Origin of the sequence: Collimonas humicola, assembly GCF_018304945.1 — a bacterium.
In the GTDB taxonomy this organism is placed as follows: Bacteria; Pseudomonadota; Gammaproteobacteria; order Burkholderiales; family Burkholderiaceae_D; genus Collimonas; species Collimonas humicola.
This window is the reverse complement of the sequence record NZ_JAGQEE010000001.1, coordinates 788,884-806,749: the sequence shown is the minus strand read 5'-3', so window position 1 is coordinate 806,749 and position 17,866 is coordinate 788,884. Positions and strand designations below refer to the sequence as shown.

Annotated in this window: 8 protein-coding genes; 3 read left to right on the top strand and 5 right to left on the bottom strand. The window is 62.1% G+C overall.

What is annotated here, in order from left to right:
* Positions 1-25: 25 nt before the first annotated feature.
* The gene (locus KHU30_RS03645) at positions 26-940 is read right to left on the bottom strand and encodes a fatty acid desaturase (protein WP_230411446.1); all 915 of its coding nucleotides are present in this window, start codon (positions 938-940) and stop codon (positions 26-28) included.
* A gap of 285 nt (positions 941-1,225) precedes the next feature.
* Between KHU30_RS03645 and KHU30_RS03640 the strand changes: the two genes are divergently transcribed.
* From KHU30_RS03640 to KHU30_RS03630, 3 genes are all read left to right on the top strand, one after another.
* On the top strand, positions 1,226-2,107 hold the full coding sequence (locus tag KHU30_RS03640; RefSeq protein WP_211441261.1) for a prohibitin family protein: 882 nt from the start codon (positions 1,226-1,228) through the stop codon (positions 2,105-2,107).
* 42 nt (positions 2,108-2,149) lie between these two features.
* Entirely contained in the window at positions 2,150-2,701 is a 552-nt protein-coding gene (locus tag KHU30_RS03635; RefSeq protein WP_211441260.1) for a GNAT family N-acetyltransferase, read from the top strand.
* 148 nt (positions 2,702-2,849) lie between these two features.
* Positions 2,850-3,647 (top strand): transporter substrate-binding domain-containing protein, encoded by a 798-nt coding sequence (locus tag KHU30_RS03630; protein WP_211441259.1) that lies wholly within the window; start codon positions 2,850-2,852, stop codon positions 3,645-3,647.
* Positions 3,648-3,656: 9 nt separating this feature from the next.
* On the opposite strand, the gene KHU30_RS03625 is transcribed toward KHU30_RS03630, so the two are convergent.
* From KHU30_RS03625 to KHU30_RS03610, 4 genes are all read right to left on the bottom strand, one after another.
* Positions 3,657-4,136, bottom strand: a complete 480-nt coding sequence (locus KHU30_RS03625; RefSeq protein WP_098496962.1) for an acyl-CoA thioesterase — start codon at positions 4,134-4,136, stop codon at positions 3,657-3,659.
* 303 nt (positions 4,137-4,439) lie between these two features.
* A complete protein-coding gene (locus tag KHU30_RS03620) occupies positions 4,440-6,845 on the bottom strand; it encodes a TonB-dependent receptor (RefSeq protein WP_211441258.1) in 2,406 nt (801 codons plus the stop codon).
* Positions 6,846-7,181: 336 nt separating this feature from the next.
* Positions 7,182-7,442 carry a hypothetical protein gene (locus KHU30_RS03615; protein WP_211441257.1) on the bottom strand — a complete coding sequence of 87 codons (261 nt, stop codon included), beginning with the start codon at positions 7,440-7,442 and terminating at the stop codon, positions 7,182-7,184.
* 35 nt (positions 7,443-7,477) lie between these two features.
* The gene (locus KHU30_RS03610; protein WP_211441256.1) at positions 7,478-17,833 is read right to left on the bottom strand and encodes a Tc toxin subunit A-related protein; all 10,356 of its coding nucleotides are present in this window, start codon (positions 17,831-17,833) and stop codon (positions 7,478-7,480) included.
* Positions 17,834-17,866 lie beyond the last annotated feature (33 nt).

The window sequence follows — 17,866 nt, the reverse complement described above, 5'->3', positions numbered from 1 at the left end:
TCAAGGATCATGCTGCTTCAGGCAATCAGGCAAAAGGATGAACATCGGCAATTGCCGGCGTGCTGCGATAGCGCCACAGCAAGGGCAGATAACCGCGTTCGACGAACCCATCCGACGCTTCCAGGTAGCTCTCGCGCTCGGCCAGATAGGCCAGCCGCAGATGAAACCAGGGCAGTCCGGGATGAAGGTGATGTACCAAATGATAATTCAGATTCAGGAATAATAGGCGCCAGGGCCATGCAGCTTCGTTAATGACCGAGCGCCCGTGCTCGGATTCCACTGCCCGGTGCTCGAAGAGGGAACGCACCATGGTCAGGCTGAGTGCCGGATAGGCAATCGCCAGTACGTAGAACAACGGCGCTATGCCGGCGCGCTCAAGCAAGATCAGCATTGCGGCCAGCAACAGGCCGTGGCCGCCCCAGGCAAGCAGGGCTTTACGGTCGCGCGCCAGCCACGCCGCACGGATGGTATGCGACCACGCCAGCGCCGGGCCTATCAGCAAGCGGCCGGCGGAGGTGTTGCGGAAGCGGCGCAGGCGCGAGCCGCTGCCGGCACCGGCCCGGGATACGTAATAGGTTTCCGGGTCGATGCCGGGCAGGGTCAGGGTTTCGTTGTTGTGATGGGCGAGATGGCTGTCGCGGTAGACCGCATACGGATACCAGACGGCCAGCGGCAACTGGCCGAGCAGGGCGTTGAAACGGGCATTGCGGGTAGGATGCCCATGTATCAGCTCATGCTGCAGCGACATATACCAGGCCGTCAGCAGAATCAGCAGCGGTGTTCCCAGCCATGGGCCCAGCGCCCGCCAATGCAGCACACAGCCTAGCCAGCCGCCGTAGATGGCGGCAATCAGGAGCCAGGTCGGCAGCTCCAGCCGCGTCCGCCTGCTTGCTCTGGCGGCACGGAAGCGATTTGACGGCGTGTGCAGTAAAAATGGCATGGGGCGGCTCTCAATTAACGTTCCGCCAATGTATAGTGCGTCTCCGCGAGAACTGAACGAATCGTTTCGAGCATCCATATGCGGATCCTGGAGAGCCGCCGAAAACCTTTGTCGCCCACATTCTGAAGACCCGTTGCGTCGTTGGCAGCCATAAAAAACAGCTGCGCCAAGTTGTTTTTTCACCACGCATTATTGCCCTCAGACAAAACCTCGAAAGCATGCAAGAATGGCATCGGTCGGTAGTGGGAGCTGCCGATTTTGGTTTATTCAAACAAGGGGAATTAGATGCTTGATTTACAAAAGAAAAGTTTCATCAAGTTGGGTTTGACTGGATTGGGTTTATTGATCGCGGTGCTGTGGCTGTGGCCGTTCGGTTCTGTGCCGACCGGCAACCGCGGCGTGGTGACATCGTTCGGCAAGATCGTCGGCATTGAGAACGAGGGGCTGGTGATCCTGCCGCCATGGAAGAAGCTGACCATATTCAGCATCCGCGCCGAGCGAGCCGACGTTGAAGACGCCGAGGGCAGCACTTCGGATACGCAGCCGGTCAAGGTCAGCATGACGGTGCGCTATTCGATTTCGACCAACAGCGTCGCGGAAGTCTATGAGAAGTACAGCCATGACGGCGATCTGTCATCGTATGTACAGACCGCGACCCAGGAAGTGTTCAAGGCCGTCACGGCGAAATACAGCGCGCCCGACCTGATCGCCCGCCGTTCGCAGGTGAGCGCGGACATCAGCGCCTCCTTGCGCGACAAGCTGAAAATCTACGGCGCCCAGGTAATCGGCATCGATATGCGGACCTTCTCTTTCTCGCCTTCCTATATGGCGGCGATCAACGAAAAAGTCACCCAGGAACAGTTGCGCCTGGGCGCGGAAAACAAGCTCAAGACCGTGGAGGCGGAGCAAAAGCAGAAAGTGGCGGTTGCCGAAGCAGAGGCCCAGGCGATGCGTGCCAGCGCCGACGGCGAAGCCTACTCGCAATTGAAGATCGCCACTGCGCAGGCGGATGCGCTGAAGATTCAAAACGCCGCGCTGGCGCAAAACAAGGATGTGCTGGAACTGCGCCGGATTGAGGTCGACATGGTCAGGGCCAAGCAATGGAAGGGCGACGTCCCGACCACCATGTACGGCTCGGCGCCGATTCCATTCGTGACCAATAAGTAGCCGGCGCCGTGCAGGTATAGAATCTGCCGACAGGAGGCAGGCATGATTACTTTCGAATTGAGCGACAAGGCCGATGACCTTGAACAAATCGTTGAATTGCAGCGCCTGAACCGGCTGGATGCCGTGGCGGCAGAACTGCGCGGCACGGAGGGATTCGTGACCATGGAATATACCGTCGGCGAACTGCAGCTGATGCGCGGCGCTTACCGGCATGTCCTTGCAAAATGCGACGGCGCCGTCATCGGCTATGCCTTGGTCATGCTGAATGAATGCCGTGCTTCATTTCCTTTTCTCGACAATATGTTCCGAGATGTGGAGGCCGCCGTTTTCAACGGCATGCCGATGCGCGACAAAGCCTACTTCGTCATGGGACAGGTGTGCGTCGGCCAGGCATTTCGCGGCCAAGGCGTTTTCAGGAAACTGTACGAAACCTTGAGGATGCAGATGCGTGCCGACTTCGATTTCGTAGTCACAGAAGTGTCGCTGCAGAATCCGCGATCCATGCGCGCGCATCTGAGGGTCGGGTTCAGAGGCATCGCGGAGGCGGATGCCGAGCCGTCGGAATGGCGCGTGATCGTATGGGACTGGCGCTGAAAAAAACCGTAGTTGCAAGCCAAGGCATGCATCAGGCCATGGATACGGCTTGTGGCATATTTATTGCGTAATATGGCTGCGGCCCGCAATCCCGCGGATAGGGCCGCACGGCCGTCCCTGCGTTTTCCTCTTGATCCAGGTGAATCTGATGAGATTTTTCAAATTGCCGTTCCTGCTGCTTCTCAATTTGTCGGCCCTTGGCGTGCAGAGTGCGCATGCCGACGGCTTGGGCGATATCCAGAAGCGTGGCGTTCTGCGCATTGCCGTGCCCCAGGATTTTGCACCATTCGGATCCGTCACCGCGGACCTCAAGCTGCAGGGACTCGACATCGACGTTGCAACGCTGATCGCCAGGAACATGGGCCTGAAAGCGGAACTGGTGCCGGTCACCAGCGCCAACCGCATCGCCTACCTGCAGACGCACAAGGCCGACCTGGTGATTTCCACCCTGGGCAAGAATGCCGAGCGCGAGAAAGTCATTGCCTTTTCCCAGCCGTATTCGCCCTATAACAACAGCGTGTTCGGGCCGGCCTCCATCAAGGTCGCCGGCCCTGCCGACCTGGCCGGCAAAACCGTCGGCGTGGCGCGCGGAACCTTCCAGGACAGCCAGCTGACCGAAACGGCGCCGGCCAGCGCCACCATCAAGCGCTATGAGGACAACAACGGCATGATCTCGGCCTACCTGGCCGGGCAGGTGCAACTGGTCGGCACCGGCGACTTTGTTGCCGTTGCGCTGGCCGCGAAGGCCACGGGCAACAAGCCCCAGATGAAGTACATCATCCAGGAATCGGCCTGCTATGTCGGCTTGCTCAAGGAGGAGCCGGCATTGATGACAGCCGTCAATGCCGCGCTGACAAAGGCGAAGAAGGGCGATGAACTGAATGCCATCGTGAAAAAATGGCTGAATGTGCCGCTGCCGGACAAACTGGCCAGGCAGTTCGACTGAGCGCCGGGATCAGGCCGACTTGACTTCCTCGAAGCGCCGCGCCAGCTCCTGGCGCAGCTGCTTGCGCAGGATAGCGTCTTCAAAGCGCCGCTTCTCTTCCGCGCTGAACGGTCGCAGCGGCGGCACGGCGATCGGCCGCCGTTCGTGGTCCACCGCCACCATCGTGAAAAAGCAGCTGTTGACATGACGCACCACTTGGGTGCGGATATCCTCGGCCACCACCTTGATGCCGACCTCCATCGATGAAGTGCCGGTGTGATTGACGCTGGCCAGGAAACTGACCAGTTCGCCGACATGGATAGGCTGGCGGAAAGTCACCTGGTCCACGCTCAAGGTCACCACGTATTGCGCCGCATAGCGGCTGGCGCAGGCATAGGCGACCTGGTCGAGCAGCTTGAGAATGGCGCCGCCATGCACATTGCCGGAAAAATTGGCCATGTCCGGCGACATCAGTATGGTCATGGTGAGCTGGTGGGAGGGCATATCCATAGTTGACGAAATTTCTCTTTGTTCTTAAAAGGGGGGAAGGGAAGAAGAGAAGCCTATCCTAAAATACCCGCGGCGGGCAAGGCGAGCTTGGCGGGCTGTGGAGTACACGCCATGGTCCAGGCAGGGCATGCTGCCGTCGGCGCCGGAAGCGCATCGCATAAATTTCCTTGTTGAAATATTTTGCGTCAGACGCCTTAGCTGCCGGTGCATCGCTCGTCTGGCGGCGGCGCGGCGCCAAGATAGACAGGAGGCGATCTGCGCCGTCGCTGGCGGCGCAGATGCCGGGATTGCGCTTGCCTGAAATCAGGAGAAGTCAGCTTTCAGGGTCAGGAAGCCCTGGCGCGGCGGAATCGGATAGGTGTTGTAGGTGCCGCTGGCGGCGCCGACCACCACTTCCAGGGGGCCTTGGCGGTTGGCCAGGTTGGTGACGTTGAAGTTCCAGCGCGGATTTTTCAGCAGGCTGCCCATGTAGGGCAATTTCCCCGAGAGATTCAGGCCCATCAGGAAATAACTGGAGACATGCAGGTCGTTGGTATAGGTCGCATACCGCTTGCCGACGAAATCGCCGATCAGCTGGGCCTCGACGCCGCCCACGGTGGCCGTCGCCACGAACTTGTTCATCCAGGTCGGCGCGCCCGGCACGGTCTTGCCGGCGGTCTGCACCACGCTGCTGCCTGATGTGTAGTTGTCCTGGTACTGGGAACGATTGTAGGAAACGGCGTCGTAGAAGGAAACGCCGTGGCCGAAATGCAGCGTGCCGGCCAGGTCGACGCCATCGGTTTTCACGCTGCCGACGTTGGCCAGGATGGCGGTGCCGCCGACAATGGAACTGATCACAGGGGTAGGGCTGATCGACAGCAGGCGGTTGCTGAAATCGACATGGTAGAGATCGATCTGCCCATCGAAGGCCTGGACCACGCCCCAGTCCAGCTGGCGCGTATCGCGCAGGCCCAGCTCATAGGTCACCGAGGTTTCCGGCTTGGCGGTGGACTTGAAGAGGTCGAACGCCTGCTGGCTGGCCAGGCTCCATGGCGATGCGCCGCCGGCGCCATAGGTCACGAACTGGCGCATGTTTTTCTGGATATTGGCGAACACCTGATCTTGCTTCGACAGGTTCCAGCGCACCCCGACGCCCGGCAGGAACCAGCTCTTGGTGACAATCTCGCCAACCGGCAAGGCCTGCGAGCCGCTGCCGATGGCGGCCGGCGCTTCCTGCACCGGGAACTGGCCATCCGCAAATTGCAGGCTGGACTTGAAGCCGGCCTGCAGCGCCAGGTCCGGACGCAGCTTCCATTCATCCTGCAGGTGGAACTGCACCACCTTGTTGTCGATGCCGCTGCCGTACTGGGTGATCAGCGGGTTGGATGGACGGGTGTACGGTGAGCTCGGATTGTTGACGTCGAGCCCGTACCAGCGGCGGTAGGCTTCTGAGCGGTTGTGTTCAAGCCAGAAGCCCGCTTCCAGCTGATGGCTGCCGATATCCCAATGCAGCGTCGAAATATAGCCGTTGCGGTTGATGGTGTATTCCGTGGTGCGCGTAGCGTAGCCGGAATTGCCGAAGATCTGCTTCAGGTTCTGGTTCGGATAATAGACGGCGAACAAGGCAGGCAGGCCGGCGGCGCCGATCGGTCCGGCAACCACGCCGACGCCATCGTCATGATGAAAATAGATTTGATTGGTCCAGCTCAGGTCGGCGCTGAGGTTCGCTTCATATTTGGCGTAAGTCAGGAAGTCGGTACGCTGCGCATCGCTGTAATAGTTGTGGTAGTTGCTGCCGTCCGCCGCAGGGGTGGCGCCGGTCGGCGACAGATAGGCGAGCGCGCCGGCAAAATCCGGGTACAGGAACGAGCGCGTGTAAGGCGCGCTTTTCTCGCCGGCGACGTGCACAGTCGAATCTTCGTTGGGCTCTGTCTTGTCGGAATAAGCGGCATACAGGGTCAGCCTGCCGGCGCCGCCGTCGTGCACGAACTTGGCGTTGATCTGGTCGTTGCTCTGGCGGCCGTTGAAATCCCAGGCCCTGGCCTCATGGTGCAAACCTGAAATATAGGCGCTGTTACCGTTACCAAATTCGCCCGTGTCAACACGAATGAAGGTGCGCGAAGTATTGTGGCTGCCCACGGTCTGCTGCACATTGACCTTGTACTTCGCCAGTGGATCGCTGGAAAAGGTTTCAATGGCGCCGCCCAGGTTGCTGGTCGATGCCGTGCCGAGGTCGCCGGCTCCGGTGGCGAGCACCACGCTGCGCACGTTTTCGCTGGTGACCGCGCGCTGCGGCGACAAGCCATTGTAGTTGCCGTATTGCTGGTCGCCGAGCGGCACGCCGTCCATGGTGTAACCGAGCTGCTGGCCGTTGAAGCCATGCACGAACAGCGACAGGTTCTGTTCATTGTTACCCCACGGATCGGCCGTCTGGAAACTGACGCCAGGCAGCGTTTCCAGTGCTTTCAGCGGATTCACGCCAGGCAGGATTTTCTGGATTTCGCTGCCGCTCATGGACACTGTGGAACGCGTCTTGCGTGTAGAAATTTCAACGGTTGCGATCTGCCCGCCGTCGCCGGCCGTTGGCGCAGCGTCGGCGCCGGCGGCTGTTGCCGGTGCGGCGCTTTGCGCAAATGCGTGGCCGCTGGCTGCAATGGCGCACAAGGCTGAAACGGCGAGGGCGACGCAGGAGGATTTACGGCGCAACGCCGGAGACGAATGCTTGTTCATCAAAAACCTTTATAAGGACATTGGGGAAATTGTCGGCGTGCGAGAGACTAGCCTGCTGCCGTTACAGGAGAATGACGAATATCCGGTGTTGGCAAAGTGTGTGGTTTTTGCGTCACGGACTTTGCCTGGCCTTGCCTGGCATCGCGCGCGGCGGATGCGCACGGCGTGGGCATCCGATGCGGCAGCCCCGTCATCCCCGCAAACGCGGGAATGTTGGGGGCGCCTAGCTGGGGGCGCCTAGCCGGGGATGCCTAGTTGGGGGCGTCGAGCTGGAGGCGCGTAACCGAAGTCGCCGGAATGGCGTCTTGACTGAACGGCATTCCGTGCAAAGATCTTTTATTTTTCCTTAGGCGAGCGGCGGCCGGTCTTCTTCGGATCCTCTGTCTTGGCCGTCTCGACGCCTGCGGCGGCGTTTCCGTCAGCCGCATTTTCCATGACCCCGATAAAGCCGATGCCTTGCACATACAGCAACTGGTTCAGCTTAAGGCAAGGGCTGTCGGCGGCGAGGCGGTTGACGTCGGTTTCAAAGGTGGCCAGATTGACGCCTACGACGAAGCGATATTTCGGTCCGCCCGGTTTGCTGGACTTGTCGCTCATGATGGTCTCCGTTGTCTGCATCGAGGGAAGCGCGCTTAACAGCTCGCATGATCATGGCGTTCGCCAAGCGGCTGTACGGTCTCGCAACACTCGCACGCCGTTTCGTAACGACACAGCAAAAATGCGCGTTCCAGCTTGCCGACGTCGTGGCCGACAGTCAGCACCATGGTGTGGTTCTTGCGGCGCTGATCGATAGGTCCGATATCGACTTCGGCGACCCCGTGATATATCTTGGGCCATTCGCTGGTAGTGACGCAGTTGATCTCCGTTTCGGCGGCGTCGTCGCAATCGTCGTCCGCATGGTCGATGGTCACTTCGACCAGATGGGAGTCCTTTACGTCTTCCTGCGCGCAAGGACAGGCATCGATCTGCGGGCAGTCGTCGCGCTCGTCGCAGCGCTCTTCCAGCTCAAACAGCACTGCCAGCTTCGATATCCGCAGCGCCGGATCGGACGGCAGGAACGGAAACAGCTTACGGCTGAGCGGCAGGCGCATGCTGCGTTCCCTTGCCTGTTCAGCGCCGCGCCCGCCCTCGCGATGCTGGGGCGGACGGCGCTGGAACAGCTCCCAGGCGTCCGGATAATCCTTGCGCAAGTCGATCAGGATCCAGCCATTGCCCGGCAGTTTCCGACGGGCGCTGTCGCTCGCTGCCGCGCGCAGCGATGTGCCGCCTTCGCGCGCTGTGTAGTTCATATGCAGCACCAGGTCGGTCAGGCTATCCATGTCAAAGTAGTTGTTTTCCGGCGGCATTTCTATGCGCCAGCAACTGACCGCGCCGAAAAATTCAAACGGCAGGTGCCGCTCGTCGTGGAAGTTCAGCTCGAACAGGCCTGCGTCATTGCGCCCGCTGGAGGTGGCGATGGCTTCGCGCGCGCCATAATGCCGTACAGCGCGCCGGTCGTCGCCGCAGAGCGCGTAGTGCTCATGCGCGGCATGGCTGCAGCCGCAATGATTGCGCGGCCGCTCGTGACAGCACTCGGTGACCGGGCAAGGCAGGCAAGGATCAATGCGAGTCCTGCTGCTCAGCAAGGTCAGGCGGCAATGCACGCCGGTATAGGGGCCGGTGACGCAGGGGATGGTCAGGCTGACGTTCTTGATGCGGCGCATGTACTGGCCCGGATAGTCCATGTCGAACATCCATTCAGGGATTTCTATTTCGCAGCTGCCCGTGATTTTCAGGCGCAGGAACTGCAGGGGAAAATGCAGCGCCAGCGAAACATGCTTGGTCAGCTCGTATTCGCGCCGGTTGCAGGCCGCATATTCGGCATCCATCCGTTGCAGCGCCAGCTGCAGTCGTTCACCGGCCAGCAAGCCTTCATGCAGATCGTCCCAGCACTCGTTGCCGATAAACTGGCGGCCGCTGCAGCCCAGTTCAAAGTTGAAAGCCCGCTGCGCTTCCAGCGCCAGATAGCGCGCCAGTTCGAACATCTTCCAATGCAATGCGGCGGTTTCCTTTTGCAGATACAGGTACAGCTCATGGTTGGTGAATTTGTCGCGCAAGGCGTCCAGCACCTCGCGCGATTGCGCAAGCTGCGTTTGCTGCAGGTTGAGTTCTTCCAGCGCCGCGCTGCGGCGCCGTTCGGCGCCCAGTATCTGGATTTCCTCCTGCTCGATTTCGATATCCAGGATCTCCACCTGGTGCACCCAGTCGTCCAGCCGCCGCTGCCAGCTGGCCTGGGTCAGGTCGAGGCCGGCATTGACGCTGGCAATCTCTGCGAACTCATTGGTGATGCGGGCGATGGCCTGGAACATCTCGCCCAGCTTGGTGCCCAGCGGCAGCCAGGTCTCTTCGCAGGGAAAGCCGACGAACAGGTCCGGGATCAGGCGCATCGCTTCGCCCGTGGCTTCAATCGGGATCGCCGACGAGCGCAGGTCGAGCGATGAGTTGGTGTTGCTTTGATAGTTCAGCTCGCCGTTGTTCAGGCCGACATCGATCAGGTGCTTGTAATAACGCCGGTTGGTTTGACTGACTTCCTTGGTTTTCTCCAGCGCCTGCACTTGCCACTCGGCGTCGCGCCATTGGTCTTGCCGCACTTTGATGGTCAGGTCGGCCAGCTGCGTTTCATGGCGGCTGCGCATCGCCGCCAGGTATTCGGCGTCGCCATTGCTGAACGCCGACAGCAGGGCCGCACCCTGTTCGCGTACCCGGGAACTGGCCTCCTGGGCCTTCTGCAGCAGATAGACATAGCGGTAAGGACTGTGGGGGCGGCACCATTCGTCATCGTCGCAGATGGCCTCCTGCATCGCTTCGCAGCCGCAGTGCTGTTCCAGCGTGGCGCAGCGGCATGGGGCCTGGCCAAAATAAGGGGCGCTGCAGCTGCCGCAGGCATCGGCGTTGCGCAGGCGGGTATCGCTCAGGCAGCGATGCACCAGCGCCAGGCCGTCTTTGACATGGCAATACAACTCCATCAGGCGCGGATTAAGCGGCGGAATCAAGGGTTTGAAAACGGCCACCGTCTGGCTTGGCGGCGGCGCATGGTTGAGCAGCACGCGCGGACAGGGGCCGAGGATGGTCGCCGCCGTGTCCAGCACCAGCCGCGTTTGCTGCGCCGATTCGCGCGAATTCTGGCGCAGCAGGGCCTGCGACCATTCCACCAGGGTTTCCAGATAGTGCAGCAGGATCGAGCGGTCGCGCGCGACTTCGGCCGAGATATGGGTGCTGTCGCAGCACATTGCCGCCGGCGGCCTGACGCCGGCGCCGCCGGGCGTGGTGTCTGCCGCGCTCGCCTCGGCGACGGCAAGCGGAGTTGCGTCACGTGCGGGGGCGGCGGTTTCCAGCGCCGCTATGCCGGGCGCGACATCGCCAGGCGGCAGGCTGGTGACCGGCGGCACATTGGCGGGCGGCTGGCGGTCGCTATCGCCTGAGCAATGCACCCAGCTGTTGTCGACCTGCAGCGGATTGTTGACCAGCTGGTACCATTTGAGCGCCGGTTCGAAGCGGCAATGGCAACGCAGCACGCCGGCGACCGCCAGCGCCGGGCTGAACAGAGATGCCGGAAACAGGCGGTCGCCAGGCTCGACGTAGGCGAAATAGGGATAGGCCGGCAAACCTGCAGGATAGGGACTTGCCACGGCCGCCGGGTCCGCCACCAGCGGCAGCGCGAGGCAGTCGTCGTCCGCCATGTCATAGCGGAAGCCGGGAGCGTCGCTGCCGTTGTAGCCGGCCGGGACAATACCGTTGCTCACCGCGAATGTCAGTGAATCGCCGACCCGGCCGACATAGGCGAGATCCGGCTCGGTGCCGGGCGTCAGCTGTACCAGGCCGTCGCTGCGCCGAGGCTGCCTGAATTCACCGTTGTGCACGCGGCACCAGGCCAGCTGGGTGGCTGCAGCCGATTTCCAGTCGAGCAGCGTCGGCAGGGCTTGATCGTCATGCCAGCGCGGCGAGGCTTGCTGGGTCGGGTCGTAATATGCATCCTGCGGCGGCGTGTTGAAAATTTGCGCGGGGGCCAGCCAGAAATAATATTCATCCACCAGCGGCGGATGAATGCAGCCGCATTCGTTGCAGCACCCCGGCTCTTCATGAAAATCGCTGGCATGAAACTCCGCTGCGGCCGGCGGTATGCCGCCCGCCGCCAGCCGCACGAACTTGATGCCGAGGCGGATCGCCGCCTGGATCCAGAACGGCAGCTTGTCATTCAGCGTGACCGCACTGGCGCTGGCCGATACGCCTACGCCAGCGGGATTATGGTTGCCGCCGCCGGTTGGCGGCAGCGTTGCTGCCGCTCCGGTATCAGGCGCAAGCCAGCTTGGCCTGGCGTCGCGTTCCGGCGTGCCAGATACGCCCAGGCCTTCTCGCGGCGGCTGCAGCAGGCGCAATGCAGAGGCGTCGCGCTTTTGCAGGAATTTGACTGCAGGATGGGCCGGCGGCAATGTTTCCGGCCAATATTCGAGGCCGCCCGGCTCGGCGATGGTAAGCGTCGAACGGCGCAATTTCTGCTCAAGGAATTGAAAAGCCTCAATCTTGCGTGCCTGCTGCAGTTCGTCCCAGTCGATCCAGTTTTCCTTGTACAGGCTCCTGCATTTGCATTTTTCCCAGGTCCGGTACGAGGCGAATTCGTGTTTCCATAGCTGCACGAAAGCGGCGCCGGCCAGCCAGTTGCCTTCCAATCCCAGCCGCGCGCGCTGCACAAAATTCTGTACCGCTGTGACGGCTTCTTCGATGCGGCTGGCGCGTTCGCAACAGCCGCTTTCGACGTCCAGCAGCAGCAAGGCGCTCAGGTCCTTGGCGCCGCGGGCATGGTCGCCCCACGGCAGCGCTACGCGCTGCATGCCGCACAGGTAGGCCAGCAGAGCGGCGCGGGCGCGCACGCGCAGCTGGTCGTTGAGGCGCTGAAGGTCGGCATAGCGGCGCGGCTCGTGGTTTTCCAGGTAACCGTCGTCAATGAAGCGCACCAGGTTGGCGTCGCCGCTTGCGGCCTGGCCCGGCAAGGCCTGGCCGGGATCGTCGGCCGCCCACAGATCGGGTTGGGCGGCGCCGATATGACGCGGCGTGAAGTGCCGCACCAGCTGCCTGACCCAACGGTCGCCGTGCCAGACGCGCACACTCCAGCGGTCGTCCTCCAGGTCGGTGGTGCCGAGCGCGCGGACAGGCGTGGCTTGACTCTGGAAGTAGTTCAACACCAGGCTTGCATGGAGCGCATCGACGTCAAGGTGGCGCAATAGCTGGGCCGGATTGTCCGGCTGCTTTTCCAGCGCTTCTTCAAATAGCAGCCAGGCCGGCCGTTCTATGGCCTTTTCGCGCTCGTGCCGCATGCAGCTGTAATCGAACAGCCGTTCCCAGTTATCGAACCAGGCCTGTTCGCGCTGGACGCTGGGGGCAACCCGTTGATCCTGGCTGGCCGCCGGCGAGTGATAAAAGTCTTTCAGCGGTAGCAGGTTGAAGTCGAAATCGGCGGCGTGGCGCATGAACGCTCCAGCCGGCGGCGGATTGCGATAGAAGCTGACGCCGGCAAACAGCGCGGCGTGGTCCAGCATGTAGCCAAGTTCGGATTGCTGGTAGGTTTTCGAGGACCGGCCGGACAAGCCGAAGCGATGGGTAAACAGCAAGGCCTTGAAGGCGCGCTGATAGGTGCGGCGGATGTCGCGCAAGCTGCTGGCGTAGCGCAATTGCAAAAATAGCGCGGCGCTGCAGTATTTGCTGTTGTCCGGGAATTTGACCGCGTGGTCCAGGCGCTGGTCCGCCTCCTCGCGGAACAGGCGGCGTAGCGGCAGGGCTTCGGGCCGGTCATGGGTGTCGGCGCCGCAATACTTCACCTGGAAACCGGTGTGCTGGGGATGCAGGTCGTCGGCTTTAGAGAAATCCGCAGCGGGCTGGATGAATTCGACCACGATATTGTAGGCGCCGCGTTTCAGGTGCAATGCCGAATCGGCCTGGCCATGGCGCTCGTGCGGATGATGGCTGTCATGCCAGCGGTGATGCAGCACGACCCAGTTCTTCTGGCCGCGGCTGAGCGTAACCCGCCAGTGGCAGTGCTGCGCGCGTTCCAGGTCGGGCTGTTCGCCGTCCGGCGTGGGAGCGCCGGCGCTGAAGGTGTATTTGCCATCCTCGTCGACCAGCAATATGCCCGACCAGTCGACGCCGAAACTTTCCGCGCCGCCCAGGTCCCTGCCATGCTGATCCTGCACGGCGAAACCATTGCGCACCACAACATATTTCAATTGCGCAGGACTCAGATCCAGGTCCATTGCCGGCAATATGGTCGGGGCCGGCGCGTTGCGCCGATTTTTTTCATGGTCGAAAGCACTCATCGGACCGCGCATCTCGCGCCACACCGGCGGCGTGGACGGACCGTCGGCGCGCCTGAACTCGCCGAGCAGGCCGGTGCCGGTCAGGCCCAGCAAGGCGGCGAAACTGCCGCCGCTCGGCGGCGGCGTCCAGGTTACGGGCGGCGTGACGCCGCTGTCGGCTTCCCAGCTGCCCAGGGCCAGGTTGCCGTCGGCGTACAGGCGTTTCAGTATCAGCCAGGCGGCCGCCAGTCCGCTGGCCGCATCTTGCCATTCTTCGCCGGTGACCGCGGCCACATGCTGCGCCAGATGCTCGGCGATCAGGTGGCAGCGCCGGTAGGTCAGGGCGAACTGGCGCCGGAACCAGGCCCAGCGCTGCTCTTCGTCATGTTCTTCTATCAAGTGTTTTTCGGCCGCGCTGAAATCCGGGAAGAGACAGGCAAACGTCGCCAGGTCGACCCGCGGCATGTGGTACAGGTTCTGCACCGCCAATTGCTCGCTCGCCGTCAGGTCGCGCAGATGCTGCAGCTTGTCGATGACGGCCTGGTCTTGCAGCGGCAGCTGGGTCCATAATTCGGAACTGGCGCCGTCGAAGCGGAAAGGCCCGTCGGGCGGGAGATTCCACATGGCCGCGGAAGGCGCCACTAGAGGGGTGCGGTATTGGCGTTCAGCCGCCGTCACCGCGGTACCGCTGTGTTCCAGTATGCCGGGGAAGAAGTGTTGTCCCAGCGATGCCAGATAATCGGGATCGCCGGCGGCGACCTGGTAGCCGAACTCGTTGCGCAAAGCGGCCTCTATCCGATGCCAGCTCCATTTGTGCTCGTCTTCTTCGCCGATATCGGCTTCCAGCAATTTATGCCGCAGCTGCCACAGGTCGTGATGACTGTCGTCGTCAGGATATGCCAATGGCGAATCCTGCGCTTCATTGCTGTCTTGCAGGGGGAAGGGATCGTCGCCGTCGAGATGGTCGTCGGCGCTGAACAGATACAGGATTTCGCCGATGCCGAACTGCGAACCCGTGATCTTGGCCAGCACTTCGGCGAACCGCAAGGTGGCAGCCGGCTTGCTGTGCCAGGTATCGGTCGGGTTGCCGGGATCGAATCCGGCCAGCTTCGACAGCGGATCGAAATTGGCCTTCAGCAGCTTGATGAATTGCGGATCGCGCCTGTGCTTGCTGCGGTCGGCATGCGTGTAATGGCGCTTGGCGAATTGCTGGATATGCTCGACCAGCTGATCGAGCGCCCAGTTCCATTTGGCCGCGCCGCTGCCCACCCACAAGGCCAGGATATGCGTACGGTTGGCGCCATGGGCGCCGGCGGCATGGCTGCCGTCGGACAGCTTCAGGCGGAACTGGTCACGCAGTATCTGGAATGCTGTCAGCTGGCGGATGAAATCCGGATTGATCGCATTGCCGATGAACAGCTGCAGCACTTCGCAAATATCGCACAGCTGCGCAAAGCTGTAACGGGCGCCGCATACCTGTTGCAGTTTGCGCCACAAGCGCAGGAAAACCGCCAGCATGCGCAGGGCGTCCTGCTGGCTGGCCGGTTTCAGGAAATGAATCAGGTAGTGCTCCAGGCAGCAGGGCTCGCAATCCGGCAACCTGCCGCGGGCGGCCTGGTCGGGATTGACGCGTTGGCCGTCGGCGTTATTCAGGGCGCCATTGGCGCTCTGCCGGCTGCGGTCCTCAACCGCAAACGTAAAGCACATCGATTTCTGCAGTTCCACCAGTTCGCAATAGCTGAGGCCGGTGCGTTTCAGGAATTCCGGCAATTGCAGGGCGATCGCGGTCCAGGCCACGCCGCCCGGCGTGGGGGTGTCGAAACCATACAGTTCATATAGCAGCAGGCGGCCAGGCGTAGGCACCTCGGCGATATCCTGGGTGAAGAGCAGGGCATATTCCTCGGGATTGATGCCCAGGTATTCGATCGCAGTGTCGATGCGCACCGGATAGCGCCACAAATGGCTTTGGAAGGCCGGCGCAGCCAGGCTCGGGTCGAGTGCGAACTCGGTGATTTCCTGGCGGAAGGTGCGCATCGTTTCGAAACGGCAGGTGCCTGCCTGTTCCAGGTAGCTGCGACAGATATCCAATGGCTCGGAGTAGGGCAGGCCGGGCGCCGAAAAATCCAGTTTAAGTTTGTCGTAGGCGACCGGTTGAGCGACCGGCACCGCCGGCGCTGAATGTTCCGGCAAGGCCTCCAGCAACTGGCAGGCCTGGTGGCAATCGTCCTGATCATGATCCTGGCCTTGGCCGGCCGTCATGCATAACTTGTGATGGCCGAGATGGCCGCTGGCGGTGTCGTACACCGCGCCTTGCGGCGTGGCCGGGACGATGGCGGCGAGATGCTCCAGGTTTTCATTGACGATGTCGATCAAGGGCAGCTGCGTTTCGGCGTTGGCGGCGCTGACCTTCAGGCTGCCCAAGTCGCCGCGGCGGGCGGCGACAGCGTCGCCCAGCGTGATTTTCCCTTTGGGAGGCGCGGCGGCAGGATCGCGGCAAGTCGAGGCTTCGGACAGCGCCAGCAATTCATGCAGGTATTCCACCGGTCCAAGCGGCGACAGATAGCAAGGCGGAATGCAATTGACCAGGCCGCCGGGATTGACCGGCTGGAACGGTTGCGGCGCCGGCGCAGGTTGCGGGCCGACGGCGCCGGCCTTGGCGTAGATCAGCGCGGCCTGGTCGAACGCTACCGTGCCGCGCAAGGCGTCGCTGAAATCGTCCAGGCTGAGCGGCAGGACATCGTCGGCGCTGGTGAAGCCGCGCGCATACAGCGCCTCGGCCACGGAGAACGCCAGGCTGGGCGCCGGCGGCATGACATTGGAAGCCACTCCGGCCAGCTGGCACAGGCTGTTGATCACATGCACGCGCTGATTCAGCCAGGCTTGCGCCGCGGGATCGCCCGGCAAGACCAGCTGTACCGCGCCATCGACCGCAGTGTCGTCAAGCGCTGCGGCGCCGAATGTGAACGGGCCGGTCAACGCGACATACTGCACGACAAATTCGCCGATAAGATCGACCGTCGGCAATGCCAGTATCGGCGCCGCGCCCGCGGCCGCGCTCGGCATGGCGCCGAGGCTGGGGTCCATATCGAAGAATTTTTGCACGCGCCGGATAAACGCCGCTATCCGCGCCGCTGGCGTGCCGGGGGCGGTGAATGGCGGCAGCAGGGCGGTATTGCTGAACAAATTTTCCCATTGGGTTGCCGACAACGCCGCCAGGGCTGCCACCGTGGCGACCGGCAGCGCCGCGATGGCGGCCATCAGCGGCTGGAAACCGAGGGTCAGGGCGCACAGCACCAATTGCAGGTAAGGCGCCGGTTGGGCGGTCAGCTCTGGCGTCCAGAATTTGACGGCGTCGTCGCCGGGTGCGTAGTTGCGCCAGGCGGCGGCGCTGGGAAAGGCCAGCCAGTCGTTGACCAGCGGCAGTACGCTTGCATCGAGCTTGCATGACGGCGCGACCGTGCCGGACGCCGGCTGCAAGGCATCGAGCCGGCGTACCGCCTGCGCCGGGTTGATGGCGGGGGCTGGATTGACGATGCCGCTGTCGAGCGCGCTGGTGAGCACCGGCAGCAGCCGTTCCTGGTTGTCGCGCACGGCCATCAGGAAACGCTGGCTGGCGTTGAGCTGTATCGATAATTGCGCGCCCAGTACGTAGAAGTATTCCGCCGGGACCGTGAATGCCGGCACCAGCGGCCCGCTGCCGCCGCTGCCGTCGACCAGCAGCACCTGCGCAGTACTGATGGTGGTGCCGACGTGGGGGCCGCCGGGATATACCGGAAAATCCAGCATGGCCGAGGCGGCGGCGGTGCTGCTGGCTTCGCACGCGACTGCCGCGCTGAGAGCGTAGATGTAGCGGGCCAAGCTGTCGACCTTGGCGTTATGGGTGGCGTAATAGCTGTTGAGGTTGCCTTCGAACTGTTGCCGGTTTTGTTCCAGCGGATTGGTCAGTGCGCCGTCATTGGCTTCAAACGTATACATCGCGCCGATGGCATCCCAGGTCGATGGCGGAGAGAACGCGGGTATATCCGGCAACGGATCTTGCGGCCCCCAAACGATTTCGTATGCGATGTGCCTGGCTTGTTCCGGCTTGAGCGCATCCAGCGCCGGGACTGGCCCCTGATCCGCCGCCAGCACCAGGTTGACAGCATCTTTCAAGGCTTTGAAATTGGGCGGCGCACCGTCGCTGCCGATGTCTACGTTCGCCAGGCCGGCACCAATCGGATGCGGCAATTGCAGGTAGAGCGCTGCAGACATGCTGGGGAAGGCGATGGCAGGCGGCAGCGGCCCGGGGCTGGTCTGGACGTCGTAGTACAACGTGCCATCGATGACGGTGGTTGCGCCGCGCACGATTTCTATGCGCAGATCTGGCGAGACATATTCTTTGTAACCGGCAGGTTCGTTAATCTGGATGACCGCCGTTGCTACTGCTTCTGGTTGAATCAGAGGCAGCGTGGTGAAGTGCTGCACGATACCGGTGGAGGGATCTGGAATCCACGGCGGTCCCGGCGGCGCGACATACGTGGCGGAACCGATCAGTTGCCCGGTTTTCGGATCGCCGACATTGAGGTCGTACACATTGATGACCAGTCCGGCCAGCCAGCTGATGAAAGTAACCCCCTGGGTTGGTTTGTCGGGGTGAAGCCGGATGGCGATCAAGGCAGACATGACTGACTCCTTTACAGGTGTGGCGCCCAACAA

Excerpts from the sequence above, each read along its gene's own strand:
- KHU30_RS03645 (WP_230411446.1), bottom strand. The coding sequence starts at position 940 with ATGCCATTTTTACTGCACACGCCGTCAAATCGCTTCCGTGCCGCCAGA.
- KHU30_RS03640 (WP_211441261.1), top strand. The coding sequence starts at position 1,226 with ATGCTTGATTTACAAAAGAAAAGTTTCATCAAGTTGGGTTTGACTGGA.
- KHU30_RS03635 (WP_211441260.1), top strand. The coding sequence starts at position 2,150 with ATGATTACTTTCGAATTGAGCGACAAGGCCGATGACCTTGAACAAATC.
- KHU30_RS03630 (WP_211441259.1), top strand. The coding sequence starts at position 2,850 with ATGAGATTTTTCAAATTGCCGTTCCTGCTGCTTCTCAATTTGTCGGCC.
- KHU30_RS03625 (WP_098496962.1), bottom strand. The coding sequence starts at position 4,136 with ATGGATATGCCCTCCCACCAGCTCACCATGACCATACTGATGTCGCCG.
- KHU30_RS03620 (WP_211441258.1), bottom strand. The coding sequence starts at position 6,845 with ATGAACAAGCATTCGTCTCCGGCGTTGCGCCGTAAATCCTCCTGCGTC.
- KHU30_RS03615 (WP_211441257.1), bottom strand. The coding sequence starts at position 7,442 with ATGAGCGACAAGTCCAGCAAACCGGGCGGACCGAAATATCGCTTCGTC.
- KHU30_RS03610 (WP_211441256.1), bottom strand. The coding sequence starts at position 17,833 with ATGTCTGCCTTGATCGCCATCCGGCTTCACCCCGACAAACCAACCCAG.